This window comes from Dietzia sp. IN118 (genome assembly GCF_032905965.1).
GTDB classification, from domain to species: Bacteria; Actinomycetota; Actinomycetes; order Mycobacteriales; family Mycobacteriaceae; genus Dietzia; species Dietzia kunjamensis.
In genome coordinates, this window is the sequence record NZ_JAUMSR010000001.1 from 330719 (window position 1) to 356237 (window position 25519).

At 71.4% G+C, this 25519-nt stretch carries 26 protein-coding genes; 20 read left to right on the plus strand and 6 right to left on the minus strand.

The genetic code is table 11. The annotated features are described in order from the left end of the window. Window positions 1-100 precede the first annotated feature (100 nt). The 8 genes from Q2K20_RS01600 to Q2K20_RS01635 all read left to right on the plus strand — a co-directional run bounded on the left by Q2K20_RS01600 (window position 101) and on the right by Q2K20_RS01635 (window position 6330). Window positions 101-2428, plus strand: coding sequence for a hypothetical protein (locus tag Q2K20_RS01600; protein ID WP_317176559.1), 2328 nt, complete (start codon window positions 101-103; stop codon window positions 2426-2428). A 119-nt stretch (window positions 2429-2547) separates the two neighbouring features. Continuing rightward, entirely contained in the window at window positions 2548-3105 is a 558-nt protein-coding gene (pyrE, locus tag Q2K20_RS01605; RefSeq protein ID WP_132062441.1) for an orotate phosphoribosyltransferase, read from the plus strand. Window positions 3106-3110: 5 nt separating this feature from the next. Continuing rightward, window positions 3111-3884 carry a lysoplasmalogenase family protein gene (locus Q2K20_RS01610; protein ID WP_227022145.1) on the plus strand — a complete coding sequence of 258 codons (774 nt, stop codon included), beginning with the start codon at window positions 3111-3113 and terminating at the stop codon, window positions 3882-3884. Next, window positions 3881-4723, plus strand: coding sequence for an SDR family oxidoreductase (locus Q2K20_RS01615; RefSeq protein ID WP_067719420.1), 843 nt, complete (start codon window positions 3881-3883; stop codon window positions 4721-4723). The genes Q2K20_RS01610 and Q2K20_RS01615 overlap by 4 nt, the downstream gene beginning before the upstream one ends. Continuing rightward, complete coding sequence (locus Q2K20_RS01620) at window positions 4720-5370, plus strand: TrmH family RNA methyltransferase (RefSeq protein ID WP_067719417.1); 651 nt, start codon at window positions 4720-4722, stop codon at window positions 5368-5370. Before Q2K20_RS01615 ends, Q2K20_RS01620 begins: the two co-directional genes overlap by 4 nt. An 86-nt stretch (window positions 5371-5456) precedes the next feature. Next, window positions 5457-5936 (plus strand): DUF2975 domain-containing protein, encoded by a 480-nt coding sequence (locus Q2K20_RS01625; RefSeq protein WP_159148994.1) that lies wholly within the window; start codon window positions 5457-5459, stop codon window positions 5934-5936. Beyond that, on the plus strand, window positions 5936-6142 hold the full coding sequence (locus tag Q2K20_RS01630) for a helix-turn-helix domain-containing protein (RefSeq protein WP_067719412.1): 207 nt from the start codon (window positions 5936-5938) through the stop codon (window positions 6140-6142). Before Q2K20_RS01625 ends, Q2K20_RS01630 begins: the two co-directional genes overlap by 1 nt. Next, on the plus strand, window positions 6139-6330 hold the full coding sequence (locus Q2K20_RS01635; protein WP_194307473.1) for a hypothetical protein: 192 nt from the start codon (window positions 6139-6141) through the stop codon (window positions 6328-6330). Before Q2K20_RS01630 ends, Q2K20_RS01635 begins: the two co-directional genes overlap by 4 nt. A gap of 22 nt (window positions 6331-6352) precedes the next feature. On the opposite strand, the gene Q2K20_RS01640 is transcribed toward Q2K20_RS01635, so the two are convergent. After that, a complete protein-coding gene (locus Q2K20_RS01640) occupies window positions 6353-6988 on the minus strand; it encodes a DedA family protein (RefSeq protein ID WP_082924096.1) in 636 nt (211 codons plus the stop codon). A gap of 137 nt (window positions 6989-7125) precedes the next feature. Between Q2K20_RS01640 and Q2K20_RS01645 the strand changes: the two genes are divergently transcribed. The 3 genes from Q2K20_RS01645 (at window position 7126) to Q2K20_RS01655 (ending at window position 11085) form a co-directional block, all read left to right on the plus strand. Beyond that, window positions 7126-8121, plus strand: coding sequence for an MsnO8 family LLM class oxidoreductase (locus Q2K20_RS01645; RefSeq protein ID WP_096907463.1), 996 nt, complete (start codon window positions 7126-7128; stop codon window positions 8119-8121). A 130-nt stretch (window positions 8122-8251) separates the two neighbouring features. Next, window positions 8252-9295: a class II fructose-bisphosphate aldolase gene (gene fbaA / locus Q2K20_RS01650; RefSeq protein ID WP_067719407.1), complete on the plus strand. Its 1044-nt coding sequence runs from the start codon at window positions 8252-8254 to the stop codon at window positions 9293-9295. Between the two features lie 236 nt (window positions 9296-9531). Further along, entirely contained in the window at window positions 9532-11085 is a 1554-nt protein-coding gene (locus Q2K20_RS01655) for an HNH endonuclease signature motif containing protein (RefSeq protein ID WP_317176560.1), read from the plus strand. Between the two features lie 63 nt (window positions 11086-11148). On the opposite strand, the gene Q2K20_RS01660 is transcribed toward Q2K20_RS01655, so the two are convergent. Next, window positions 11149-11742: a hypothetical protein gene (locus Q2K20_RS01660; protein WP_317176561.1), complete on the minus strand. Its 594-nt coding sequence runs from the start codon at window positions 11740-11742 to the stop codon at window positions 11149-11151. A gap of 169 nt (window positions 11743-11911) precedes the next feature. Between Q2K20_RS01660 and Q2K20_RS01665 the strand changes: the two genes are divergently transcribed. Next, the gene (locus Q2K20_RS01665; protein WP_317176562.1) at window positions 11912-13324 is read left to right on the plus strand and encodes a PQQ-binding-like beta-propeller repeat protein; all 1413 of its coding nucleotides are present in this window, start codon (window positions 11912-11914) and stop codon (window positions 13322-13324) included. 82 nt (window positions 13325-13406) lie between these two features. Here Q2K20_RS01665 and Q2K20_RS01670 read toward each other — a convergent pair whose 3' ends face one another. Continuing rightward, window positions 13407-15107 carry an alkaline phosphatase D family protein gene (locus Q2K20_RS01670; RefSeq protein WP_376780862.1) on the minus strand — a complete coding sequence of 567 codons (1701 nt, stop codon included), beginning with the start codon at window positions 15105-15107 and terminating at the stop codon, window positions 13407-13409. A gap of 130 nt (window positions 15108-15237) precedes the next feature. Beyond that, on the minus strand, window positions 15238-16659 hold the full coding sequence (locus tag Q2K20_RS01675) for an NAD(P)-binding domain-containing protein (RefSeq protein WP_159148389.1): 1422 nt from the start codon (window positions 16657-16659) through the stop codon (window positions 15238-15240). A gap of 249 nt (window positions 16660-16908) precedes the next feature. Here Q2K20_RS01675 and Q2K20_RS01680 point away from each other — a divergent pair, with 249 nt between their 5' ends. Both Q2K20_RS01680 and Q2K20_RS01685 read left to right on the plus strand, forming a co-directional pair. Further along, on the plus strand, window positions 16909-17325 hold the full coding sequence (locus Q2K20_RS01680; protein WP_067719394.1) for a DUF3151 domain-containing protein: 417 nt from the start codon (window positions 16909-16911) through the stop codon (window positions 17323-17325). Beyond that, a complete protein-coding gene (locus Q2K20_RS01685; RefSeq protein WP_253002496.1) occupies window positions 17282-18571 on the plus strand; it encodes an FUSC family protein in 1290 nt (429 codons plus the stop codon). The genes Q2K20_RS01680 and Q2K20_RS01685 overlap by 44 nt, the downstream gene beginning before the upstream one ends. Here the strand turns inward: Q2K20_RS01685 and Q2K20_RS01690 are convergent. After that, on the minus strand, window positions 18516-19172 hold the full coding sequence (locus Q2K20_RS01690; RefSeq protein ID WP_083249617.1) for a hypothetical protein: 657 nt from the start codon (window positions 19170-19172) through the stop codon (window positions 18516-18518). The genes Q2K20_RS01685 and Q2K20_RS01690 overlap by 56 nt on opposite strands. 56 nt (window positions 19173-19228) lie before the next feature. On the opposite strand from Q2K20_RS01690, the gene Q2K20_RS01695 reads away from it, so the two are divergent. The 6 genes from Q2K20_RS01695 (at window position 19229) to Q2K20_RS01720 (ending at window position 25168) form a co-directional block, all read left to right on the plus strand. Beyond that, window positions 19229-20140: a 5-oxoprolinase subunit PxpA gene (locus Q2K20_RS01695; RefSeq protein WP_317176563.1), complete on the plus strand. Its 912-nt coding sequence runs from the start codon at window positions 19229-19231 to the stop codon at window positions 20138-20140. Next, on the plus strand, window positions 20137-21096 hold the full coding sequence (locus tag Q2K20_RS01700; RefSeq protein ID WP_317176564.1) for a 5-oxoprolinase subunit B family protein: 960 nt from the start codon (window positions 20137-20139) through the stop codon (window positions 21094-21096). Before Q2K20_RS01695 ends, Q2K20_RS01700 begins: the two co-directional genes overlap by 4 nt. Before the next feature lie 16 nt (window positions 21097-21112). Next, the gene (locus tag Q2K20_RS01705; protein WP_269503649.1) at window positions 21113-22027 is read left to right on the plus strand and encodes a biotin-dependent carboxyltransferase family protein; all 915 of its coding nucleotides are present in this window, start codon (window positions 21113-21115) and stop codon (window positions 22025-22027) included. A 107-nt stretch (window positions 22028-22134) separates the two neighbouring features. Next, window positions 22135-23421 carry an adenylosuccinate synthase gene (locus Q2K20_RS01710; RefSeq protein WP_182635506.1) on the plus strand — a complete coding sequence of 429 codons (1287 nt, stop codon included), beginning with the start codon at window positions 22135-22137 and terminating at the stop codon, window positions 23419-23421. Between the two features lie 384 nt (window positions 23422-23805). Continuing rightward, window positions 23806-24384 (plus strand): hypothetical protein, encoded by a 579-nt coding sequence (locus tag Q2K20_RS01715; protein WP_317176565.1) that lies wholly within the window; start codon window positions 23806-23808, stop codon window positions 24382-24384. Window positions 24385-24652: 268 nt separating this feature from the next. Next, window positions 24653-25168: a hypothetical protein gene (locus Q2K20_RS01720; RefSeq protein ID WP_317176566.1), complete on the plus strand. Its 516-nt coding sequence runs from the start codon at window positions 24653-24655 to the stop codon at window positions 25166-25168. Window positions 25169-25250: 82 nt separating this feature from the next. Here Q2K20_RS01720 and Q2K20_RS01725 read toward each other — a convergent pair whose 3' ends face one another. Next, window positions 25251-25496 (minus strand): hypothetical protein, encoded by a 246-nt coding sequence (locus Q2K20_RS01725; RefSeq protein WP_240341380.1) that lies wholly within the window; start codon window positions 25494-25496, stop codon window positions 25251-25253. Window positions 25497-25519 lie beyond the last annotated feature (23 nt).

The following is a 25519-nucleotide window of genomic DNA, read 5'->3' on the forward strand; positions in this document are numbered from 1 at the left end:
CCCTCGGCGCCTCGCCCACGCCCGTCTCTCATCCGGCCGCGCCCCCACGCGCCGCTGCGCCTGGCCGGGCACACCGCCGCCCCTGACTACCCTTGGGGGCATGGTCTGGATCTGGTTCCTCGTAGCCCTCGTGCTGCTCGCCGCGGCGCTCGTCCTGCTGCGCCTGGACGCCAAGCAGCGGGGAGGCGGCGCGGGTGGCGGCGCCCGTCGCGAGAGGCGGACGGCTGTCGACTCGCCGCCGGAGGAGGAGTCCCCGGACGACGACCACGGAGACCGCGACGACCGAGACGACGACGAGGCCCCGCCCCTCGACGTGCCGGCGGATGAGGTCGGACAGGATCCCGGCGCGACCGAGCGTGCGGGCGAGCCCCGTCTCGCGCCGTTCCAGCGGTCCGAGGCGTCCGACATCGAGCGCATGGTGGCCGAGGGCGGCCCGGAGCCGGAGGTGGGCGCGCAGCCGGCGACGGGGGACGCGCCGCGCGATGTCGTGGAGACAACCGCGGCGGCGTATGGCGCCGACGGTTCGGACGCCGACGCCGAGGCAGGGCCGGACGCGGTGGCCGATTTCGGTGACCGCTCCGACGCGGACACGGACGCGAGCGCGGACGCCGTCGCCACGACGGGCCCCGTCGCCGACGATGGCCCCGCCGATCCCGCCCCGCTCGATCCGGCCGAGCCCACGGCGGAGTCGTCGCCGCGGCTGCTGGACCGGGTCCGGGCACTGCTGCCGGCGCGTCGGCAGCCTTCGTCCGCGCTCGAGCCGGTCGAGGAGTCGCCCGCCGATCCGCTGGCGGATTCACCTGTTGTGCGCTGGTTGGAGGACCGGGAGTTCGCGCCGACCCCCACTCCGGCCCCGGAGTTCATGCACGGGGACTTCTCGGGCGGGCTCAGCGCACTGGGCACCGTGTCCCACGGGATTTTCCGCGGTCGCCGGGCGATCATGGGCGTCACCGGCGGACGCACCGTCCTCGCGCTTCGCCGCGACACCGCCTCCGACGTGGTGCTCGACCTGAGCCGCCCGGACGTCGATGCCGAGCCCGGTTTCCACGACGCCGGCGAGGTCGGCGCCCTGGAGGCCCGGACCTCGGACTACGGCCGTCTCGATCTCATCGACCGCGACCGGCTGGTCGACGCCGTTCGGGAGGTCCCCGCCGGGGTGCGTCGCATCTGGGCCGAGGGCGAGTGGGTGGCGGCGACGATAGACGGGGTCGACGACCCCTCCACCTGGGATGACGTGGTGGTGGCGCTGCACGGGGTGGCCGATGTGCTCGCTCCGTTCCCGCCGATCGGTGGGCGGGCTCGCGCGCTGCCCTCCGAGATCGATCCCGGGGCGCCCGGCGCGGCGGCCGGCCCCGAGGCCGACCCCACCGTCGGGATGGACGGCGAGGTCGGCACCGGCACGAACGGTTCCCCGGCGACGGGGTCGCTGCCCGATCCGGAAGACTTCGCCGTCGTCGACGACGAGGACACCGACACGGACACCGACGCGGACACCGGCCGGGTCGCCGGCGTGGCCACCGCCGTCGCCCCTGAGGAGGGCACGTCGCCTCCGGCGCCCGAGCCCCGGCGGGCCGGTCACCTCCGCCTGGTTCCCGACCGCAGGGGGGCGCGCGACCTGACCGACGTGCCCGTCGTGGCCGACCGTGGGGACCCCGCCGACGACACCGCGGACGACACCGAGCACGGCGCTGCGGGCGACCAGGCCGCAGATGAACCCGTCACCGCTGTCGCCGCCGGGCCAGCACAGACTGCGGAACCCGCCGCCGAAGAACCCGACCCGTTCGCCGAGATCATGGAGCCGTCGGGGCCGGTCCCGGCCCGCGGCGACGTGGCGGCCGACCACCTGGCGCCGAGGCCCCCGCTGTCGCGTCCGACTCGCGGTGTCGGGCAGGCCTACCCCGAGGACGCGTCGGTCCCTCCGCTCGCCGCGGGCGCGGCGACCGGCGCCGCCGGCATCAAGCCGCTCGGCTCGGAGGACGACGAGGACGAGATCCGCGACGAGGTCGAGCGGTTCGACGCCGCCCGCATCGACGGTGGCTCCGACCTCGACCGCACGTCGGGTGGCCGGCACGGGGCCGACGCCGCCGAGGAGAGCCAGGAGGGCGAGTCGGGCCGGCTGACGGTCGCGGACCTCGCGGCCAAGGTGGGGGCGACGCCGTCGAGCGGGCGACGTCATCATCGGCGCGCGGAGCCGGACGCGGAGCCGGACGCGGAGCCGGACGCGGAGCCGGACGCGGAGCCGAACGCGGAGTCTGATGAGCAGGCCGACGGGCGACCCAGCCACGAGGCCGGCGAGCAGGCGGACGGGCGACCCAGCCACGAGGCCGGCGAGCAGGCGGACGATGCCTCAGGCCGCGAGCGTCCCGGCATCGACCCGGACGTGGAGCAGACCGCGAAGCTTCGGCTCCCGCCCGACATCAGGGACTGACCCGACGCCGCAGCGGGTCGGGGCGTTCCGGGGGCGGACTAGAGTCGGGGGCAGCCGTTCCGCCCACCGTGTCCCCACACAACCGTGTCGATGAACACCGTGTCCCCGCGAGGAGTCCCATGACCGATCCCGTCACCGTCGACGCCCAGGCCCGCACGCGACTGTCCGAGCTGGTCGCCGAGCTGGCCGTCGTCCACGGTCGCGTCACCCTCTCCTCGGGGCGCGAGGCCGACTACTACGTCGACCTGCGCCGCGCCACGCTGCACCACGAGGCCTCGCCCTTGATCGGACGGCTGCTGCGCGAACTCACCGCGGACTGGGACTTCGACGCCGTCGGCGGGTTGACGCTGGGCGCCGATCCGGTGGCCACGGCGATCATGCACGCGCCGGGCCGGCCGATCGACGCGTTCGTGGTGCGCAAGGAGGCCAAGAAGCACGGGATGCAGCGCCGCATCGAGGGCCCCGACATCGTCGGTCGCCGTGTCCTGGTCGTCGAGGACACCACCACCACCGGGAACTCGCCGCTCACGGCCGTGGCCGCCCTGCGCGAGGCGGGCGCCGAGGTCGTGGGCGTGGCCACCGTGGTGGACCGCGCGACCGGTGCCGACGACGTGATCCGGGCCGAGGGCGTGGAGTACCGCGCGTTGCTGGGTCTGACCGACCTGGGACTGGAGTGACCGGCATGGATACGACGACGACAACGACGACGACGAGGGCATTCCGCGATCGCCTGGTGCAGGCGCTGACGGAGCGGGTGGGCGCACTCGGCGACACGTCCCGCCCGGAGGGGCCCGCGTTCCTCGCGGCCGCGGTGGGGACGGAGATCGCCAAGGCCACCGGGGTCGGCGCGCTGGAGAAGCTGTGCAAGCCGGTGATCGTGCCGGCGGCGCTGGCGATCGCGCTGCGCGACGGTCGGCTCTCCGCGGTCGACACCGCGCTGCTGTCGGCCACCGGAGCGGCGTACACCGCCGGCGACGTGATCCTCATGCTCGGTGGCGGCCACGCGAGCCGGTCCAAGTCGAGGCTCGTCGCGGGTGCGGCGGCGTTCGGGGCGGGGCACCTGGCCCTGGGCGGACTCATGCTCCGGTCGGGGCTGCGGTTCAAGCCGGTGCAGTCCGCCGTGCACGGTGTCGTCGCCGGCGTCGCGGGCGCCGTGCTGCTCACAGAGGATCGCGCCAACGCCCCGCTCGCCGCGTACGGCGGGCTGCTCGCCACGCTGTCCGCGTTGGCCACGTCCGTCGACCGGTCGCACGGACCGGCGGCCTCGGTCCTGGCGGTCGCCGGGCCGGTCTTCCTGCTCAGCGACGCGTTAATCCTGGCCCGGCGTACGACCGCGGGCGGGACCGCACTCGCCCGGGCGCTGGACGTCGGAGTGATCGACACCTATGCCACCGCGGCGCTCCTGCTGCTCACCGGTACCGCCGCCGCGGCGCGTACCGCCGGGAGCGCGTCGTGACCGCCGCGGGCGCACAGGGTCCCGGCACGCCGTCCACCGGCACGGTCCGTACGGTCCTGGTCACCGGCGCTGGCCGCGGGATCGGCGAGGCCACCGCGCGCCGGTTCGCCGACGCCGGCTACCTCGTGGGCGCGTACGACCTCCAGCCCTGTGCGTGGGCCGAGGGAGACGAGCGGATCGTCACCGGTTCGCTCGACGTCACTGATCCCGCCGCGTGGGAGGCCGCTCTCACCGAGCTCGCCGCCCGTAGCGGTGGCGCGCTGGACGTGCTGGTCAACAACGCCGGCCTGCTCTACGGCACTCCGTTCATGGACGCGAGTTTCGAGCAGGACGCCGCGCTGGTGGACGTCAACGTCAAGGGGGTGCTCTACGGCTGTCGCGCCGCGTTCCCGTTCCTGGAGAAGTCCGCCACCCCGACCGTGGTGAACCTCTGCTCGGCGTCGGCGATCTACGGCCAGGCCGAGATGGCGACGTACTCGGCGACCAAGTTCGCGGTCCGCGGGATCACCGAGGCACTGGACCTGGAGTGGGCCCGCCACGGCATCCGGGTGTGCTCGGTGTGGCCGCTGTACGTGGGCACCGGAATGCTCGAGGGCGTGAACACGACCGGGATGCGCACGATGGGCGTGCGCCTCACGGAGGGCGACGTCGCCGGCGAGATCCTCGACCTGGCCGAGCAGACGGCGCGTGAGCCCTCCGGGGTGTTCGGCAGGATCCGCCGGGCGCTGGGCCGCGAGGTCCACCGGCCGGTCGGGAAGCAGGCCACCGCCATGTACCTGGCCTCGCAGGTCGCCCCCAGCCGACTCGTCAAGCTGTCCAATCAGCGCCTGACCTCGTGACGGCGGCGGGCCCGACCGAGTGGGGCGAGGGCGCGGTCGGCGTCGGCCCGTGGGAGACCGAGCATCCCGGGGAGCCGCGTCCGGCCGGCGACCGGTGGGATTCCGACCTCCTGGACGCAGGCGACCGTCGCAACGTTGTCGACCGCTACCGCTACTGGCGCCGCGAGGCGATCGTCGCCGACCTCGACACCCGTCGGCACCCCTTCCACGTGGCCATCGAGAACTTCGGCCACGACGCCAACATCGGCACCGTCGTGCGCACCGCCAACGCCTTCCTGGCCGCCGAGGTGCACATCGTGGGCCGCCGCCGCTGGAACCGACGCGGGGCCATGGTCACCGACCGCTACCAGCACCTGCGCCACCACGCCGACGTCGGCGCCCTCATGGAGTGGGCCCGCTCCGAGGGGCTGCCGGTCGTCGCCGTCGACAACCTCCCCGGTGCCGAGCCTCTCGAGACCGCGAGCCTGCCGCGCGACTGCGTCCTGCTCTTCGGACAGGAGGGGCCCGGGGTGAGCGAGGACGCGCGCCTGCGGGCCGCGAAGACCGTCTCGATCGCACAGTTCGGCTCGACCCGCTCGATCAACGCCGGCGTGGCCGCCGGGATCGCCATGCACGCCTGGATCCGCGAACACGCCGCCCCGGCCTGATCGCCATCTCGCCCGCCCACCGCGACGCCCGCCCGCCGTTTCCCGCACCTATTGATTTTCGATAGGTATAGGTCCATAGTCGGTGTATGAATATCGAGAAACGAGCGGTCCTGCCGTTGCGGGTGTGCCTGGTGGTGCTGTTCGCGATACTGGTCCTGCTGCAGACCATGTCCCTGCCCGGGCAGTTCGCGCACATGGCCGAGACGTCACCGGGCGACGCGCACCTGCGGTGGCTGCTGACGGCCGTATCGATCTACTGGGTGGTGTGCATCCAGGTCGTGGTGGTGGCCACCTGGAAGCTGCTCTCGATGGTCAGGGCCGACCGCATCTTCACGGACGGGTCCCTGGTCTGGGTCGATGTGATCCTGGGGGCGATCGTCGCCGCCTGGGCGATGCTCGTGGTGGTGCTCGTGCTGGTCGGCATCAACGCGACTGATCCCGGCCTGCCGCTACTGCTCTTCCTCGTCGTCGTCATCATCACGGTCGCCGCGCTGCTCATGGTCGTCATGCGCGCGCTCCTCCGGCAGGCGACCTCCCTGCGCTCTGAGATGGACACGGTGGTCTGATGCCGATCATCGTGCGGATCGACGTCGAACTCGCCAAGCGCAAGATGAGCGTCGGAGAGTTCGCGGAGCGGGTGGGATTGACGCCCGCCAATGTCTCGGTGCTGAAGAACGGTCGGGCCAAGGCCGTGCGGTTCAGCACGCTCGAGGCGATGTGCCGGGTGCTCGAATGCCAGCCCGGCGACCTGCTCGAATGGGTCGAGGAATGAAGCGCCGGGTGCACTTCCTGCTGGTCCTGGCCGCAGTGCTGGCCATAATCGCGCTGGGGGCGACGGCGGTCGTCCTCGGTGAGGCCGACGACTCCCCGGGTCTGCAGGGGATCGGGGTGCTCGTGGTGATCGGTGCCGCGGTCGTCGCGCTGCGCTGGCGCGGGCCGGGGGAGCGCGGACCGGACTAGGCGTCGGCGGCAGGAGGGCGCGCTACATGGCCGGTGCCGCGGGCCCGTTGCGGATCCGGTCGACGACCTTGGGGCCCGCGGTGATCGCCATCGGCAGCACCGAGACCAGCACGATGCCGATGAGGATCAGGTCGATGTGCTCCTTGATGAAGGTGAACTGGCCGAGCCACGCGCCCAGCGCGGTCACGCCCGCAGCCCACAGCAGGGCCCCGATCACGTTGAACGAGACGAAGACCCGGTAGCGCATCCCCGCCATGCCGGCGACCAGCGGCGCGTACGTCCGGACGATCGGGACGAAGCGGCAGAGGATGATCGTCGCCGGGCCCCACTTGTCGAAGAACTCGTGGGCCTCGTGGATGTAGGCCTGCTTGAAGAACCGCCCGTCCGGCCGCTCCCGCAGGTGATGTCCCCAGCGGTTGCCGATGAAGTACCCCACCTGGTCCCCGAGGAACGCCGCGATCGGCGCGGTCACCAGCACCACCCACAGTGGCGCGAACGGGCTGTCCTGCTGCGTGAGCAGGCCGGCCGTGAACAACAGTGAGTCGCCGGGGAGGAACGGGAACAATAGCCCGGACTCGATGAAGACCACGGCGAGCAGCGCGGGGAGGATGGCGTTGCCGAACGGTCCGTCGCCGGACAGCCAGAATTCGGGATCCATGAAGCCCGGGCCCAGGGCGAGGACCTGCTGTGCCTGTTCGGCCACGAGGTGCGTGTTCACCGGAGGATCATACTCCCGCGGACCCCGGGCCCGGCCGTGTCCGCGATCGACGTCACTCCGGGCGCTACGGTGTGGTCGTGGCCCCCACCGACCTGCCGGACACCCTCCGCCTCAGTCTCCTGGACAGGTCCCGGACCCGCGTCGGCGAGTCTCACGCCGCCGCGATCGAGGGCACCCTGGCCCGCGCGGAGCGGGCCGACGCCCTGGGCTTCCACCGCTACTGGACGGCCGAGCACCACGCGGTGCCCGGGATCGCGAGCGGGAGCCCGCCGCTGTTGATCGCGGCCACCGCCGCGCGCACCGACCGTATCCGCCTCGGATCCGGGGGCGTGATGCTGCCCAACCATCGACCGCTGATCGTCGCCGAGCAGTTCGCCATGCTCGAGGCGATGCACCCGGGCCGTATCGACCTCGGGGTGGGACGTTCGCTCGGGTTCACCGCACCGGTCCGTGCGGCGCTCGGCGTCGCCGAGTACGACACCGACGCGTTCGCCCGCGATATCACCGCGGTGCAGGACTTCCTCCACGGTCGGGGGCCCGTCACCGCGCTGCCGGTCGTCGAGGCCCCGCCCCCGTTGTTCGTGCTCGCGACCGGTCGGGGCCTGGAGGTCGCTGCACGGGCCGGACTGCCCGTCGTGGTCGGGGGACCGAGGCTGCTCGCCGACCCGTCGCCCCTGGATCGCTACCGCGAGATGTTCCGGCCGAGCGAGGCCACGCCGGAGCCCTATGTGGTGGTGAGCCTGGAGGTGATGGTCGCCGACTCGGTCGGGACCGCGCGACAGCTACTCCTCCCGGAGGCGTGGGCGATGGCGGAATCCCGGGAGACCGGGGTGTTCGGCCCGCTGCGGTCGCCGACGGAGATCCTGGACCGCAGGTTCCGTCCGCAGCAGCTGCGACGGGTCGAGGACTGGATGGCGGGGGCCGTCCAGGGGGACGCGGAGAAGGTCGCACGCGAACTCGCCGTGCTCGTCGAGCGGACCGGGGCCGACGAGATCATGGCGTCCACCTCCATTTTTGACCGCGACGACCTCGCCCGGGCCGACGCTGCGCTCGCCGAACTGCTCCCCGGCTGACCGGTACCGCACGGCTCGCGGGTGCGCGTCGTCACGCTCGCCTAGGCTGGAGGGTGTGCGCCCACCTCCACAGGGGTGCGGCGCCCCGAGATGCGCGCGTCGCACAGCCGAGAACCCTGGAGGAGACCACATGCCCATCGCAACTCCCGAACAGTACAAGGACATGCTCGACCGGGCCCGTAACGAGGGCTTCGCCTACCCGGCGATCAACTGCACGTCCTCGGAGACCATCAACGCGGCCATCAAGGGCTTCGCCGATGCCGGGTCCGATGGCATCATCCAGTTCTCCACCGGCGGTTCCGAGTTCGGCTCCGGCCTTAACGTCAAGGACATGGTCACCGGCGCGGTCGCGCTCGCCGAGTTCGCGCACGTGGTGGCGGCGAAGTACGACGTCCTCGTCGCGCTGCACACCGACCACTGCCCCGAGGACAAGCTCGACGGCTTCGTGCGGCCGCTCATCGAGATCTCGCAGGAGCGCGTCGACCGCGGCGAGAACCCGCTCTTCCAGTCCCACATGTGGGACGGTTCGGCCACCCCGCTCGACCGTAACCTGGAGATCGCCAAGGAGCTGCTCGAGAAGACGGCAAACGCCAAGCAGATCCTCGAGATCGAGATCGGCGTCGTCGGCGGCGAGGAGGACGGCGTCGAGAACGAGATCAACGAGAAGCTCTACACCTCCCGTGAGGACTTCGAGGCCACCATCGACGCCCTCGGCGCCGGCAACACCGGGCAGCGCTACCTGCTGGCCGCGACCTTCGGCAACGTCCACGGCGTGTACAAGCCGGGCAACGTCAAGCTCAAGCCCGAGGTGCTGAAGATGGGCCAGGACGTCGCGGTCGAGAAGCTGGGCCTCAACGCCGGTGACCTGCCGTTCGACTTCGTCTTCCACGGCGGCTCGGGTTCGGCCAAGAGCGAGATCGAGGAGGCGCTGTCCTACGGCGTCATCAAGATGAACGTCGACACCGACACCCAGTACGCGTTCACCCGGCCGATCGCCGCGCACATGTTCGGCAACTACGACGGCGTCCTCAAGGTCGACGGCGAGGTCGGCAACAAGAAGGTCTACGACCCGCGTTCCTACCTGAAGAAGGCCGAGCAGGCCATGTCCGAGCGCGTCGTCGAGGCGTGCAACGACCTGAAGTCGGCCGGCAAGTCCAAGGGTGCCGCTGCTTGAGTGAACGCGGCTTGAGTGAACGCTGCTTGATCGATCACGGCCTGATCGGCCTGCCTGACCGGTCGTATCTCATCGCGGCCTGACACCGCCCCATCAGCGGCGCTCCTCCACCCGGAGGGGCGCCGCTGTCGTGTGTGGACCTCTCGCCGCCGAATCGAACCCTTGTGCTACGCGGAGGGTGCCGGTAAGATCGCTTGTATGTTCGAGTCGGGTGCGACGCTGAAGGGGGTGCGGTGGTGAGCGAGGAAACGGGGACGACGACGAGGTCGGCTTTCGCCGGGGCGCTCCGCGCGGTGCCGGAGTCCCTCGACACCCTGGGCACCGAGGCCCTGAGCGAGGTGGCGCGCTCGGCGACGCTGGCGCAGAACCTGGCGGCGGCGACCCGGCTGCAGGCGGCCCACCTGTTGGTCCAGGCGATGGGGAGTGTCGACAGGGGCTCCCCGGGGCCGGCGGATGCGCCGCCCTTCGGGGACTCGCGTCCCGCCTACTCCCGACTCGAACCCACTGACCGTGCGCGCGACCACCTGGCCGCGGCCATGTCGCTGACCGGGTGGCATGCCTCACGCCTGGTCACGGCCGGCGTGCAGGTCCACACGCGTCTGCCGCGTCTCCGCAAGGCCATCGAACGCGGACTGTTCCCCGAACAGTTGGCGATCGACGCCGCCTGCCGTCTGGCAGAGGTGCCCGACACGATCATCGGTGCGGTGGAATCGGACGTCGTCGGCGCCCTGAGCCGAGACCTCGACGGGGGCCACCGGCCCAGTCGCTCCGCACTGGACACCGCGGTCGACGCGTCCCGGGAGCGTCATGACCCGCAGGCCGCCGGCGACGCCGTGGACGCCGCCGTCGAGCAGCGAACGGTGCGCTTCCGCCCGGCCCGCGACGGCATGACCAGCATGTGGGCCTCACTGCCCAGTGGGGATGCAGAGAAGCTCCGCCGCCGGATCGACTCCGCCGCCCGCGCCGCCTCGGAGTCGGGCCACCCCCGCACGCGCGACCAACTGCGCGCCGACGCCCTGTGCGCACTCGGGGACCCCACGACCAACGACATCGGCACGAGCCTGTACGACGCGGAAGAGTCGGCGGGCGCGTGCAATGCCACTACCGGCACCCGCGCCGACGCCGCCGACAGGCCCCCGCTGGGAGCGTCGTGGGGCACCGAGCAGCCCATCCGGATCTCGATCATCGACAGCGTCGCCCAGGGGTCGCCCAACCGCGTGCAGTTCGTGAACGGCGCCTATTCGAGCTTCGACTGGCTGTGTGAGGAGCTCCTGTCCGGCGGCGACTCCAGGGTCAGGTTCGAGATGCTCGACCCGCAGCCGGGTGTCCAGGACACACCGGACGCGGTGCTCAAGTACTTCATCACCCCGGCGCTGGCCGAGCGAATCCGGCTCCGCGACGGCACGTGCCGCCACCCGGGGTGCACGGTCGACGCCCACGACTGTGAGATCGACCATGTCATCGCCTTCGATCATCAGCGACCTGAACTGGGCGGACCCACCGCCGAGTGGAACCTCGTGTGCCTGTGTCGCAAGCACCATCGGGAGAAGACCTTCGGGCACTGCGCCTACCGACCCGGACCGCTCGGTGAGCTGACCATCATCACCGAGACCGGTCACGAACACCGCACCACACCACACGGGCCGCTGGCCCAGGCGCGCGACCGGATTCTCGACCACCGATGGCGACAACACGTCGACCGTCTCATCGCCGACGACGGCCACCTCACCAATCCGCCCGGCATCGAGCGGGACTACCGCACCGGCCGAGACGGTTCCCGGCCAGCCTGACTGCCAGCGGCAGACCCGGCCCGCCTGACCGTTGGCGGGTCGGGTCGCCCTCGACGGGTCGGGTCAGCCCGGCTGCTGGTCCTGCGGGACCGCGCCCATTCCGACTCCGGGCTGGCACATCTTCCAGGCGCCATCCTCGTCGCGCATGTGAATCTGCTCCGGGCCCGTCCCGTCGGACGCCGACTCCACGGTCGCGGTCGCCTCGGCGCCGTTGTCACTGATCTCGACCCCGAGCACCTCGAGATCCTGGGGGAACGAACCCGCGATCGATTCGCGGAACATCGAGTCGAGGTCCGAGCCCGTCGCCTTGCTCGACGCGGTGATGGTGTCGACGAGCTCCTGCGGGACGCGGTTCTCCGCGCACATGTGCCCGTTGAACTCGGCGAACGACTCCGCCGAACTCATGCTCTCCAGCGTCTGCTCGACGTCCCGCTCGGCCCGCGCGGACGACGACAGCGGGCCCGCGAGGAAGAGCCAGACGAGCGCGGCGATCACGAGGAGCGCCACGACGACGGCCGCCGTGACGGCCACGCCGCCCCGCCCGCCGCGACCGCCTTGCCGGCCGCTGCCCGGACGTGCCCCACCCTCCGGGCCCCCGCCCGGCTGTCCCGCGGGGTTCGGCTCCCCGGCGGCCGGCTGCTGGCTCGTCGTCGTCATCTACTACTCCCGGTGCGCGTCGCCGGCCCCGGACGGGCCGCGTCGACCCGCCACCGTAGCGGACCGACCTGTGATTCCGGGGGTGCAGGGGCGCCGACCGCACCGGCGCGGACTCCGCTCCCGCCAGGCCACGGGCATTACACATGAGATAGCCAGTTAGCCTTCAGGTATGCCCAGGCTCCGTCTCAGCTCTGTCCGTGTCCTCACCGGCGGCATGGCCGTCTCGGCGCTCCTGCTGTCCGGCATCGGCCCGGCCCACGCTGACCCCGGCGACTGGAGCCAGTACCGCGCGACCCCCACCAACAACACCCACGTCGTCACCGGCGGGGCCCAGATCTTCTCCGGCACCATCCCCACCGCGAACGAGGTGCGGGCGACCCCGGTGGTGGCCGACGGCAAGGTGTTCGTCGGCAGTCACGGCTCCGGGGAGCTGCAGGCGTTCGACCTGGCGACGGGCGAATTGTTGTGGCAGGCGCAGGCGCCGAACTGGGTGCATTCGGAGATGATCCATTCCGACGGGCGGCTGTTCGTGGGATTCGGCAACCGCTTCTTCCAGGACGGGCCGGGTGGCTACCGCGGCACCGGGGAGTCCGGCGTCCTGGGTCTGGACCCGGACACCGGTGAGATCCTGTGGCGCCACGACACCGCCGGCGAGGTCATGCCGACACCCGCCGTGACGGGCGGAGCGGTCTGGGCGGTCACCGGGGACCGTCGCCTGTACAAACTCGACCCGGCGACCGGTGAGGCGCTCGAGGTGGTGGAGACCGGCCACGTGGTGAGCATGTCCTCGCCGTCGGAACAGGGCGGAGTGCTGTACTTCGGCGGCGGCGCGCCCCGGCCGTACACGTTCTTCGCCTACGACACCGCGGCCGGCGAGTTCGCCTGGCAGCGGGAGTTCCCCGAGTTCACCCACGGCCTCGACGACGTCCCGCCGGCCGTCGACGAGGGGATCGTCGTCACCACGGCCAACCGCGCCCTGCTGCCCGGGATCGCCGGCGCGCGCGAGGAGCACACGATCATCGCGATGGACCAGCAGTCCGGCGAGGTGGTGTGGCGGGACGTGATCGGTGACGGGCCCGCCCCGACCAACAACCGGTCCGGTGCGCCGACCATCCACGACGGCACCGTCTTCGTGGGCAGTCCCACCACGGGCGCCGCCTACGCGTATGACCTGCACTCCGGCGAGCGACTGTGGCGTAACCCTGTCGGCGCGATCAAGGGGGCCCCGGTGATCCACGCGGGTGGTGCCTACTTCTCGACCACCGCCGGGAACGTGTACCGCCTCGACGTCCGCACCGGCGCGATCACCGGCGTACTCGAGCTGGAGGGGCCGTTGGCCCCGGCCGGGCCGATCATCGTCGACGGCACCCTGGTGGTCCCCAGTCAGAGCCGGAACGTCTACTTCGTCCCGCTCGAGGAGTTCCCCGACTCCCGCGCCACGGGCGGCGCGACCGCGAGCCTCGGCGACCCGGCGTCACCGTGGGGGAGCGCCGCGGGGTCCGCGGCGTCCGCGGCGGGATCGCTCGGCACGGACGCGGGATCGCTCGGCACGGACGCGGGATCGCTCGACCCCGCGTACTGACGGGCGCCGGGGCCGGCCCCTGTCTCGCCCCACCGGCCCCCGGCTCGCCCCACTGGCCCCCGGGCCCACCCGACCTGCCGGGTCAGGGGAGCGGGCCCGCGGGCTCCAGGCGGTCGGTGCCGTGCCGGGTCCGCCAGCTCGCCATCGGGTAGGCGCCACTGTTCGGGTCCTCGCGGGCCACGAGCGCCCAGTAGTCGGCGTGGGCGTAGTCGCTGGTGAACTCGACCACCGTGAAGCCGTGGCGATCGAGATCGGCCCAGCGGACGTGCCGGTTCGCGGCGGTCAGCGCGCCCTGGGCGGCCTGCGAGAGCGGGTTGCCCTCGGGTAGTCCGCCCACCATGTCGTTGATGTTGTTGCTCGTGATGGACGGGGTGACGAACTCGACCGCCCCGGTGCCGGCCCCGGGGTAGTCCGCCGGGTCGAACGGCACCTCGTTGGCCCAGGACGTGTGGATGTCGCCGGTGAGGAAGACGTGGTTGCGGTTGCCGGTGGCGCGGATGGCCTCGAACAGGCGGCGGCGCTCACCGGCGTACCCGTCCCACTGGTCCGAGTTGTAGGTGATGCCCTCCCGCGGTACCCCCAGGAGTTCGGTGAGCGCGCCGGTCGTGCGTGCGTCCAACGGCGGGATGAGCACGGGCGAGACCATGACCGAGTTGCCGATGACGTTCCAGCGGGCGGTCGACGACCGCAGCCCGCGGGCCAGCCAGTCGAACTGCTCGGCGCCGGTCATCGTGTTGGTCTGGTCGATCGCCAGGCCGTTGAACCGATCGGGGCTCTCGGAACGGTACGAGCGCAGGTCCAGCATGCTGATCTCGACCAACGACCCCCAGCGCAGGCGCCGGTAGAGGTGCCCGCCGTCGCGCAGCGACTCCGGCCGGACCGGCATCCACTCGAAGTACGCCTGCGAGGACGCGGCCTTGCGGTCGGAGAACGGGCCCTCGTGCGGCTGGTGGTTCTCGGCACCGTGCTCCCACGAGTCGTTGGCCAGCTCGTGGTCGTCCCACGTGCAGATCCAGGGGACGTGCGCGTGCAGGGACTGCAGGTCGGGGTCGGTGTGGTACTGCGCAAGCCGGATCCGATAGTCGGCCAGGGTGACGATCTCGTGCGGTGGTTCGTGCGGGCGTATCGCCCCGATGGCGGCGGTGTACTCGCCGCGGCCGTACTCGTAGATGTAGTCACCGAGTTCGATGATCGCGTCCAGGTCCCCGCGCGCCTCGAGGTGGCGGTAACCGGAGAAGAAGCCGGCCTCCCAGTTGGAACACGACACCACGCCGACGCGCCAGCGGCCGGTGGCGGGCATGGCGCCGTCGGCGGGCGAGGTGCGGGTGCGCCCGGTCCGTGAGACCTGACCGAGCGCGCGGAAGCGGTAGTGGTACCAGCGGTCCGGCGCCAGTCCGGTGCAGTCGAGCTTGACCGTGTGGTCGCGGCCGGAGTCGGTGACGACGGACCCCGTGCGGACGAGGGAGGTGAACCCCGGGTCGGTGGCGACCTCCCAGGCGACGACGACGGGGTCACCGATCCCGGAACCGGGGCTCGCCTGCGGGGTGGGCGTCACGCGCGTCCACAGGATGACGCGGTCCGCCATGGGGTCGCCCGAGGCGACGCCGTGCCGGAAGACGGCTCCGGCCGGGGCCCCGCCACCTCCCGTGCCTCCGGCAGCCGCGGCCCCGGCGGCCGCGGTGCGTCCGGCCAGGGCACCGGTCCCGACGGCGGCACCGGCCAGCGCTCCGGCCCGGAGGAGGGAGCGCCTGCCGATGCCACCGGTGGGGTGGGAATCGGCGATGCGGGCGGTTCCGGCGATGCGGGCTGACCCGGGAGCTTCGGGCGAGGGGGCGGGAGACGCGGTCACGCGTTCAAGTCTGTCCCCTCGGGTGACGTCCGGGAGCGGATTCGCCCCAGACGTCACCGACGGTTCACTCGCCGGCGACCTGCGCGTCCTGTCCCGGGGTGGTGTCGGCGCCCACCACGAGCTCCTCGATCTCGGTCTTCTCCGGCGTCGAGAGGTACCGCTCGCGCGAGTCGTCCAGCTCCTGGAGCCACGGGGTGTGATGGACGGTCGCCATGGTGCCGGTGAGGACGGAGCGGTACGGCTTGTCCCGGTAGGTCAGGATGTTCTTTTTCTTGTCCTTCTTCCAGGCGAGGAAGATCTCGACCACCTCGTCGAGGTCGAACATCGGGTAGTCCGTGGCCTCGATGAGGTCGCGGACGTAATCGGCCTGGAAGCGCACGTCGTCGGCGTCCCCGTCCAACTCCTGGAAGCGGTTCCGCCAGGCCCGCATGTGGGCGACCCGATCCTCGGCGGACGGCAACTTGGCCCGGCCCAGGATGAGGTCGCGGACGTACCAGGCCTGGGCGTCGAACATGTTGAAGGTGAACCACTGGTCCTGGGCGCCCAGGTAGTAGACCTTGGGGTTCTTCTGCCACACGACGCCGCGGTACAGCCCCGCGGGGTAGATGTTGTTGGGCGACTGCAGGGCCAGGTCCGCCGGCAGGAACGGGTACTTGTGGAGGTAGCCGGTGCACAGGATCACGGCGTCGAACTCGCGGGTCTGGCCGCCGGTGAAGTGGACGGTCTCGCCGTCGAACCGCTGGACCAGCGGCAGTTCCTCCATCCCGTCCGGCCAGTCGTAGCCCATGGGGGCGGTGCGATAGGAGATCGTCACCGACCGGGCGCCCATCTTGAAGGCCTGCACGCCGATGTCCTCGGCGGAGTAGGAGGCGCCGATCAGCAGCACGCGCTTGTCCGCAAGCTTCTCCGCTCCGCGGAAGTCGTGGGCGTGGCGGATCGACCCGGGGAACGTCCCGATGCCCTTGAAGTCCGGCAGGTTCGGGTAGGAGAAGTGGCCGGTGGACACGATGATGCGGTCGAACTCCGACGAGGTCGTCTTGCCGGACCTGAGGTTCTCCACGGTGACGGTGAAGGTGTCCAGATCGCGGTCGTAGTCCACCCAACGGACGGCCGTGGAGAACTGCACCTTGTCCTTGACGTCGGACCCCTGGACCCGGCCGTCGATGTAGTCCCACAGGACCTCACGCGGCGGATACGACGAGATGGGCCTGCCGAAGTGCTCGTCAAACGTGTACTCGGCGAACTCGAGCGCCTCCTTGGGGCCGTTCGACCACAGGTTGCGGTACATGGAGGAGTGGACCGGCTCGCCGTACTTGTCGGTGCCCGACCGCCAGTTGTAGTTCCACTGGCCGCCCCAGTCGTCCTGCTTCTCGTAGGCCACGATCTCGGGGATCTTGGCCCCGGATCGCTGGGCCGATTCGAACGCCCTCAGGGCGGCCATTCCGCTCGGCCCGGCTCCGATGATCGCAATACGCTGTCTAGACACGCTTTTCCTTCCGGCCCACGTTCGGCCTGTTCGTTCGCTCCGACTGGTGCCGGTGGAAGCTCGTCCGACGCGGGGACCGGATGAGTCCGCGTAACGGGGCCTCGACACCGGGACCACGATCGCTCCGAAGGAGCGTGAAACCACTGCCCGCGACGAGCGCACGGCGCCCCGTCCGGGGCGCCGCATGCCCCCGACCTTAGCAAATGGGGGCGGGAGAGGCGATGCGGCGGATTAGTGGACAATGGGGGCATGACCCAGTTCGGAGATCTCCTCGGCCCCCCGCCCACCCGTCTCACCGGTGACCCGGAGGCGGAGGCCGCCGTCGCCGCGGGGGAGGATCCCCGCACCGTGGCGGCCTCCCACCCCACCGCCTCGATCGCGTGGGCCGAACTCGCCGAGCGCGCACTCGACTCCGGCGAGGTGATCAGCGCCTACGCCTTCGCCCGCACCGGGTATCACCGCGGACTGGACCAGCTGCGGCGCCACGGCTGGAAGGGCTTCGGGCCGGTGCCGTACGACCACGAACCCAACCGCGGCTTCCTCCGTTGCGTCGCCGCGCTGGCCCGCGCCGCGCAGTCGATCGGTGAGGAGGACGAGTACATCCGTTGTCTGGACCTGGTCAATGAGTCAGACCCGCACGCCGCCGCGTCTCTCGGCCTGGCGTGACCGACTGGACGCCCGCGCGCTGGGCGTCTACGCCGCGCTGCCGGGCCCGCTGAGGGCGCGCGCCCGGCGACTCGGTTACGCGTTCCTGCCGATCCTGCAGTGTGGTCTCGCCGCGGGACTGGCCTGGTTCCTCGCGCACGACGTGCTGCACCACTCGGCGCCCTTCTTCGCGCCCATCGCGGCCGCCATCGCCCTGGGCACCGGTATGGGGCGTCGCGTCCGGAGGGGTGTCGAGTTGGTGCTCGGCGTCATCGTCGGCGTCGGGTTCGGTGACCTGCTGATCCGGGAGATCGGCTCCGGGGCGTGGCAGATCGCGCTGGTGGTGATCCTGGCGATGTCTGCGGCGGTGTTCGTCGACCGCGGGGCGATCACCGGCACCCAGGCGGCCTCCTCGGCGATCCTCGTGGCGACGATCCTGCCGCCGGGCAGCGCGGGCGGCTACGAGCGGATGCTCGACGCGGCGGTGGGCGGGGTGGTGGCGCTGGCCGCGATGGCGCTCATGCCCGTCCATCCCCTGCGCCGTGCCCGCCGGGAGGCGGCATCGCTGCTGGGCGTGGCGTCGTCGGTGCTCGCCGAGGTCGCGGACGGGTTGGAACGGCGCGACTCGGAGCTCATCCGCTCCGCCCTGCAGGAGGCCCGTGACACGCAGCCGGCCGTCGATGCGATTTCCGAGCAGCTCGCGGGGGCGCGGGAACTGGTGCGGATCTCCCCGTTCTACCGGCGCCGGCGTCCGGAGGAGATCGTCCTCACGGCGATGCTCAACCCGTTGGACAACGGCATCCGCAACATCCGTGTCCTCGCGCGCCGGGCGATCGTGGCGGCGGACGATCAGGTGGACGTACCGCCCGCGCTGAGTTCGTTGATCGCGGCGCTGGCCGGGGCTCTGGAGGTGCTCACCCGGCGGGTGGCCGCGGACTCCGACGCGCCCACGGACGCCGAGGTCCACCGCGAGCTGCGGGCGGTCGCGTCGCGCGCCAAGCGGGAGCTGATCACGGGGTCGGGCCTGACCGAGACCGTCATGCTGGCCCAGCTGCGCTCGATCCTGGTGGACATGATGCAGGTCGCGGGGCTGAGCAAGATCTCGGCCCTCGCCACGCTGCCGCCGACCGTCCGCAATCCCGCCGTCGAACCGGAACTGACGGAGGAGTGGCCGGACGCGCCGGACCGACCGGCGTCGGTGATGCCGCCGCTCAGGGCGACACGAGCCTCCATGGCTCGGTATGACGATAGAAAGTCGTCCTCTTGATGGCCCGCCGACCGGTGAGTCCGTCCCGGGTGAGCAGGCCGGCCTCGGTGCCCAGTTGCACCGCCCGGGCCGCCACCCACTGACGGCGACGCAACCTGCGGGGCCGCGCGGCGGTGGCCCGGACACCGGGCAGCTCGGGTGTGGGCCGGACGGTGAGGGTGTCCGTCTCGCCGGAGAAGACCACGGTGTCGTCGGCGTAGGCCTCACCCACGAGTCGGTCGCCCTCGGGGCCGCGTACGAGGGCCTCGCCGACGAGGGCGGTCCCGGTCTCGTCGCGGACGAGCGGCACCTCACGCGACGTGCCGCGGATGCCGAGCTTGGCCGCCTCCGATCCTGTCGGTAGCCCGTACGCGCGGGTGGCGGGGGTGGGCTCGTCGGCGACGTAGGCGATCTCCGCGTCGAGGTTCTCGGTCCGCAGCAGGCGGGTGAGCACCGCGGCCAACGCGGCGTCGGTGCCGCAGAGGACGAGCCGACGCCCCGGGCCCACCTCGGCCAACGCGCGGTTGACCTCGTCCTTGGTCGGCACCTCGCTGACCTGGATGCGGGGGCGCTCACCGAGAACCGTCGGGACCGGGGCCGAGCCGCAGCGGATGACGATCATGACCTCCATCATGACCGCAGCTGATGGCGGGAGCGAACCTGGGGCAGGATGGAAGCGTGGTTGGACAGGCGCGCAGGATCGATCTGAACTGCGACCTCGGCGAGGCCCGCCGGGGGACGCCGCGGTGGCCCGCGTCGCTCGCACCCGGCGCCGGGCCGGATCCCGACGACGCCGCACTGTTGGACGTGGTGACATCCGCCAACGTCGCGTGCGGCTTCCACGCCGGCAACCGGCCCACCATGATCGCCACGGCCGTCGCCGCCGCCGAGCGAGGGGTCGCCCTGGGGGCCCACCCCTCGTACCGGGACGGCGCCAACTTCGGGCGCGTCGAACACGACCTCGACCGCGAGGAGGTCGCCCGGCTCGTGGAGTTCCAGCTCGTCGAGCTCGACATGGCCGCGCGACGGCACGGGACGCGGGTGCGGTACCTCAAGCCACACGGCGCGCTTTACAACCGTATCGTCCGCGATCCGGAGCAGGCCGCGGGTGTCGTGGACGCCGTGGTGCGGTACGCCGACCTCGCCAATGAGGAGCCGGTGCCGATCCTCGGCCTGCCGGGTGCGGTGGTGCTGTCCCACGCCGAGGCCGTCGGCGTTCCCACGGTGACGGAGGCGTTCGCCGACCGCGGGTACCTCCCCGACGGCACGCTCGTGCCCCGCGGCGAGCCGGGCGCGGTGATCACCGATGTCGACGAGGTCGCCGAGCGCGTCGTGGCCATGGCGACCGGGCGGTCGATCACCGCCACCGGCGGGTCGCAGGTCGTGGTGGCCGCCGCCTCGGTGTGTGTGCACGGGGACACTCCCGGTGCCGTCGACCTGGCGCGACGCGTGCGCGCCTCGCTCGAGGAGGCCGACGTGGAGGTGGCGCCGTTCGCCGCGTCTCACGTCCCGCCGCGCGGCCCCGTGGCGGGCGGGTCCGGGCGTGATGCGGTGGGGGACGGGCCGGCGGGGGAGTCCGGCCCGGGATGACGACGACGAGGATCCGCCGCTGCGGGGAGACCGCACTGTTGCTCGACTGTGCCGATCTGGCCGAGGCGGTCCGGCTGGCCGGGAGGATCGGGCAGATGCGGCCGGAGCCTCTCGACGTGGTGACGGCGGCCCGCACGGTGCTGGTGACCGTGCGCGAGGCCGCTGCGTTGCCCGAGCTGCGGCGGCGACTGGAGGCCCTGCTCGCGGAACACGCTGATCAGCCCGTCGCTCCGCCATCCTCCGGCAATCTGCCCGCCTCAAATCGGCTATCCGGATTCCGGATCGGCGCTTCTGATCCGAAAGGCGGATCCGAAGAGGGAGTAGCGGATTTCGGGGATGCGGGCGCGAGTGCAGGCGGGGATGGGGGCTCGGATGCGGGATCGGATGCAGGCGCTGATGCGGGCCCGGAAGCGGGCTCGGGAGCAGGTGCGGAACGCGGGGTGGCAGGGGTGACGATCGACGTCCGCTACGACGGGCCCGACCTGGCCGCGGTCGCCGACCTCGCCGGGATGTCCACCGAAGCGCTGGTCCGCACGCACTCCTCGATCACGTGGCGGGCCGCGTTCGGTGGGTTCGCGCCGGGGTTCTTCTACCTCGTCGACGCGCGGGAGTTGGGTGCGGGCGGGCCGAACGCGCGGGAACCGGATGCGGGCGGGGCGGGTGCGAGCGAGGCGGCCGGAGGGCCGTCGGCGAAACCCGCTTTGCCTGCGGTGCCGCGGCTGGGCTCGCCGCGCGCGCGGGTCCCGGCCGGAGCGGTCGGCCTGGCGGACCGCTTCTGCGCCGTCTACCCCGGGGCCTCGCCCGGCGGGTGGCAGCTGCTCGGCACCACCGACGCCCGACTGTGGGACCTCGACCGGCCCGACCCGGCCCTGCTCGCCCCCGGGATGACCGTCCGGTTCCGCGAGGTGGGCGGGCGCGCGGGCGACGGCGCCCCGACCCCGGATAGCGCCCGATGAGCCCGGACGCAACCCGATGAGCCTGCTCGTGCTGCGGGCCGGACCGTCCGCGCTCGTGCAGGACCTCGGCCGCCCCGGCCACGCCTCGATCGGGGTGACCGCCTCCGGGGCCGCCGACCGCGCCGCCGCGGCCACCGCCCTGCGGGCCGTCGGCACCGACCCGGCGGCCGCCGTGCTCGAGGTGTTGCTCGGCGGGCTGACGGTCATGACGGATGAGCCCGCGATCGTGGCGGTCACGGGAGCGGAGGCCCTCGTCGTCGTCGTCACCCCCGACGGTTCCCGACGCACCGCCGCCACCGGGGAGGTCCTCCGACTGGACGCCGGGTCGTCGCTGGAGATCGGCCGGCCCGTCGCCGGGGTGCGCAGCTACGTGGGCGTCCGCGGGGGGATCGACGTCCCGGCGGTGCTGGGCAGTCGATCGCGCGACACCCTGGCGGGGCTGGGCCCACCGCCCGTCGTGGCCGGCGACGTGCTGGACGTCGGCGACGCCGTGGTGGGTCCGTGGGCCGACGGCTGGCAGGTCTCCGCCGGCCGGGGTGTGGTCGGCGGGGGCGCGGTCACCGGCTCCAGGGAATCCGTGGAGCTGGACGTCATCCCCGGGCCGCGCGACGACCTGTTCCCGCCCGCTGCGTGGGACGTCCTCGCCGCGACCGGGCACGTCAGCGGGCACGCGGACAGGGTGGGCGTCCGTATCGACCCCGCCCGGCCCGTCCCGCGCCTCGACACGCGCGAGATCCCCAGCGAGGGCATGGTGCGCGGCGCGGTGCAGATCCCCGCCGACGGCTCACCCGTCGTGTTCGGGCCCGACCACCCCATCACCGGCGGCTACCCGGTGATCGGGGTGCTCACCGCCCGCTCGGCGGACAGGATCTCGCAGCTCCTGCCCGGAACACCCGTGCGACTGCGCAGGCTGCGGGGGGTCGGCGACTAGGGTGAGAGCGCGGATGCGACTACTCTGGAGCGCTGGTGTGCGCGGAATCACGACAATGTGCCCGTCCCTCACCGTGTAGACGACTCATTTCGAGGTGAAAGCGAACCATGCCAGCGATCGTTCTGATCGGCGCCCAGTGGGGCGACGAGGGCAAGGGTAAGGCCACCGACATCCTGGGCGGCCGCGTCGAGTACGTGGTCAAGCCCAACGGCGGGAACAACGCGGGCCACACCGTAGTGGTGGGCGGCGAGAAGTACGAGCTCAAGCTCCTTCCCGCCGGCATCCTGTCGCCCACGGCCACTCCGGTGATCGGCAACGGCGTGGTGGTCAACCTCGAGGCGCTGTTCGAGGAGATCGACGGCCTCGAGGCCCGCGGCGCCGACACCTCCCGGCTGCGCATCTCGGCCGACGCCCACCTCGTCGCGCCGTACCATCAGGCGCTGGACAAGGTCACCGAGCGGTTCCTGGGCAAGAAGGCCATCGGCACCACCGGCCGCGGAATCGGTCCGACCTACGCGGACAAGGTCTCGCGGGTGGGCATCCGAGTGCAGGACATCTTCGACGAGTCGATCCTGCGCCAGAAGATCGAGGGTTCACTGCACCTCAAGAACCAGATCCTGGTGAAGATCTACAACCGTCGAGCGGTCGAGGTCGACGAGATGGTCGAGTACTTCCTCGGCTACGCCGACCGGCTGCGGCCCATGGTCTGCGACGCCACCCTGATGCTCAACCAGGCGCTGGACCGCGGCGAGTCCGTCCTCATGGAGGGCGGGCAGGCCACCATGCTCGACGTGGACCACGGCACCTACCCGTTCGTCACCTCGTCCAACCCCACCGCCGGCGGTGCCTGCGTGGGCGCAGGTGTCGGCCCCACCCGGATCACGCACTCGCTGGGCATCGTCAAGGCGTACACCACCCGCGTGGGCGCCGGGCCGTTCCCCACCGAACTGTTCGACAAGTGGGGCGAGTACCTGCAGGTCACCGGTGGTGAGGTGGGCGTCAACACCGGCCGCACCCGCCGCTGCGGCTGGTACGACGCCGTGATCGCCCGCTACGCCGCGCGCGTCAACGGGTTCACCGACTACTTCCTCACCAAGCTCGACGTGCTCACCGGCATCGGCGAGATCCCCATCTGCGTGGCCTACGACGTGGACGGCGTCCGGCACGACGAGATGCCCATGACGCAGACCGACTTTCACCACGCCACGCCGATCTACGAGACCATGCCCGGCTGGGACGAGGACATCACCGGGGCGCGCGAGTTCAGCGACCTGCCCGTCGAGGCCCGTGACTACGTGCTGCGCCTCGAGGAACTCGCCGGCTGCCACATGTCGTACATCGGCGTGGGCCCCGGCCGCGACCAGAACGTGGTGCGGCGCGACATTCTGGGGTGATCCCATGGGGCGGCTGAGGCGTGTGAGGCAGGCGCGAATCGGTTTGGTGTGAACGTACGACACATGTCGTATGAACATCGGATGGCGCCGCGCGGCGAATCGAGATGGACTCCGAGAAGTCGGCCACAGGGCCGACTATCCACCTACAGGAGCCCCTCGATGACAATTCCTCATCACGTCAGAATGTTCGCCGCAGTAGCCTCCGCCTCGGCTCTGGTACTCGGTGCGGCCGGAGTGGCTTCTGCCCAAACCGGCAGTATCGCCAGCAGCGCCGAGCCAGTCTTCGACTCGGAGAGCGAGGGGTCGCTCGTCCCGCTCGGTGACGGAGACTACCGGGTGGACTACACCAATCGTTCGGGCACCGATCTCGTGTGCTTCGGGCTGGTGCTGCCCGAAGAACTCTCGCTGGCGGTCTACGAGTCGTATCGGAGCGCCGACTTCAGTTCCGATCCGGACGGCGAGGAGTGGGGTGATCCGACAGCGCTGGATCCCGACCTCCAGGACGACCTGGACCTCGCCGTGGAGAACGGGCACGTGGCGTTCGTCTCCGGAGACGACGGGCTGACCATCAGGGAGTTGGTGAGATCGTACGTCCTCGACCAGGTCGCGGAGGGTGATGAGGTGCCATCCGACGAGATGCTCGACGAGTACATCGATTCGATGCTGAGCGGTATGGAGGGCAGCGTCGAGGGTGAACTCGCCCTCCCGGTTGACTCGCCGATCCTCAACTTCGTCGATGACGGGGAGGCCGTGAACTGGAGCGCAACGTTGGGCGAGTCACTTCCGGAGGGCGGGCGCGCCGGGGGGGTGGTGGTGTGTTTCGACGGCGTCGATGGCTCCGGGATGGTTGCCGAGACCACCTACGTCGAGATCGAACATGCGGTAGAGGACGCTGACGCGGGCGAACTACCGTCTGAGGGGCTTTTCGGGTCGATCGAACGGGCCCTCGGGTCGGCGAGCTGAGCCGGGCGAGCTGGGAGCGAGTCTCGACCCTCGACGAACCGAGCCCCGGCGCGCGACCCGCCGGGGCTCGGTTACGCGCCCGAGAGTGAATGGGCGACGGTGGGAGCGTTGGCGGGACACGAAACTCCTCCGGCGCCGCCGCCCGACATAAAATAGGAATCATAAGTCTAAGGTGTCAAGCTGGTTCACAGCAGGTGTTAATGCGGTTACAAGCGGGGGGCGCGGCCGAGATTCGGCCGCGGTTTCACAACGCAAGGGGGATTCAACCATGCGTCTTTCCACCAAGCTTGGTGCATCCATTTCCACCGCAGCGCTCGGTGCCGCTGCAGTTCTTGGCGGCGCGGGGGTCGCCCAGGCCCAGTCGCTGGGTTCGCTGGGGTCGTCCGAGCCCGACGCGGTCACGCTGACTGTCGCGGGTGACATGGAGGGCGTCGCCGGTGAGATCACCAACAACACGGACGGTGCGCTGACCTGCACCATCGGTGTTTCGAATGCCGAGGTGATCTCCGCCATCGAGAACGGGATCGATGATGAGACCTCCTTCGACGAAGCGAACGCTGCAGTCGCGACAGAGCGGGAGGCCGCTAACGTGTTGGGGCAGAATGCCCTTGCTTTTGCCACTGTTCCCGCTGGTGAAACCGTGACGTGGTCCGGTATCGGCAGCTATGGCCCCGCAGAGGACTTCCGAGCGGGAGCGGCCGCAGACTGTGGTGACGAGATCGCCTTCGCCTACGAGTCCGGCGGCCTCTTCGGATCGCTCGACATGGGTTCGCTCGGTAGCTGATAACCGGAGCACCTGAGCACAACGCCCCGCCACCGCGAACGATGGCGGGGCGTTGCGCGTGCGTTCGCTGGTGGCCGGGCCATCAGCCCAGGATCTTGAACGCGTTGCGCACCGCGTCCACGGCCTCCTCGAGCCCGAAGCCGGCGCCCGACGACCACTCGGCGAACTCCTCTGCGGCCCGGGTCAACGCAGCGCCGCGGGCGCGCATGGTCCACCGGAGCCGTCCCAGCATCGAGGCGTCGTCGGTCGTGGCGGCGTCGATGACCTGTTCCTTGCCGGACGCGGAGCGCTCGATGATCGCGGCGAGAATGTTCTGGATGGGGAACATCGAACCACCGCCGCAGGTGGGGC

Coding starts and splice junctions, on each gene's coding strand:
- Q2K20_RS01710 (WP_182635506.1), top strand. CDS start 22,135: ATGCCAGCGATCGTTCTGATCGGCGCCCAGTGGGGCGACGAGGGCAAG.
- Q2K20_RS01700 (WP_317176564.1), top strand. CDS start 20,137: ATGACGACGACGAGGATCCGCCGCTGCGGGGAGACCGCACTGTTGCTC.
- Q2K20_RS01610 (WP_227022145.1), top strand. CDS start 3,111: ATGGATACGACGACGACAACGACGACGACGAGGGCATTCCGCGATCGC.
- Q2K20_RS01640 (WP_082924096.1), bottom strand. CDS start 6,988: ATGGATCCCGAATTCTGGCTGTCCGGCGACGGACCGTTCGGCAACGCC.
- Q2K20_RS01690 (WP_083249617.1), bottom strand. CDS start 19,172: ATGATCGTCATCCGCTGCGGCTCGGCCCCGGTCCCGACGGTTCTCGGT.
- Q2K20_RS01630 (WP_067719412.1), top strand. CDS start 5,936: ATGCCGATCATCGTGCGGATCGACGTCGAACTCGCCAAGCGCAAGATG.
- Q2K20_RS01600 (WP_317176559.1), top strand. CDS start 101: ATGGTCTGGATCTGGTTCCTCGTAGCCCTCGTGCTGCTCGCCGCGGCG.
- Q2K20_RS01635 (WP_194307473.1), top strand. CDS start 6,139: ATGAAGCGCCGGGTGCACTTCCTGCTGGTCCTGGCCGCAGTGCTGGCC.
- Q2K20_RS01660 (WP_317176561.1), bottom strand. CDS start 11,742: ATGACGACGACGAGCCAGCAGCCGGCCGCCGGGGAGCCGAACCCCGCG.
- Q2K20_RS01685 (WP_253002496.1), top strand. CDS start 17,282: ATGAGTCAGACCCGCACGCCGCCGCGTCTCTCGGCCTGGCGTGACCGA.
- Q2K20_RS01680 (WP_067719394.1), top strand. CDS start 16,909: ATGACCCAGTTCGGAGATCTCCTCGGCCCCCCGCCCACCCGTCTCACC.
- Q2K20_RS01665 (WP_317176562.1), top strand. CDS start 11,912: ATGCCCAGGCTCCGTCTCAGCTCTGTCCGTGTCCTCACCGGCGGCATG.
- Q2K20_RS01705 (WP_269503649.1), top strand. CDS start 21,113: ATGAGCCTGCTCGTGCTGCGGGCCGGACCGTCCGCGCTCGTGCAGGAC.
- pyrE (WP_132062441.1), top strand. CDS start 2,548: ATGACCGATCCCGTCACCGTCGACGCCCAGGCCCGCACGCGACTGTCC.
- Q2K20_RS01625 (WP_159148994.1), top strand. CDS start 5,457: ATGAATATCGAGAAACGAGCGGTCCTGCCGTTGCGGGTGTGCCTGGTG.
- Q2K20_RS01725 (WP_240341380.1), bottom strand. CDS start 25,496: ATGTTCCCCATCCAGAACATTCTCGCCGCGATCATCGAGCGCTCCGCG.
- Q2K20_RS01720 (WP_317176566.1), top strand. CDS start 24,653: ATGCGTCTTTCCACCAAGCTTGGTGCATCCATTTCCACCGCAGCGCTC.
- fbaA (WP_067719407.1), top strand. CDS start 8,252: ATGCCCATCGCAACTCCCGAACAGTACAAGGACATGCTCGACCGGGCC.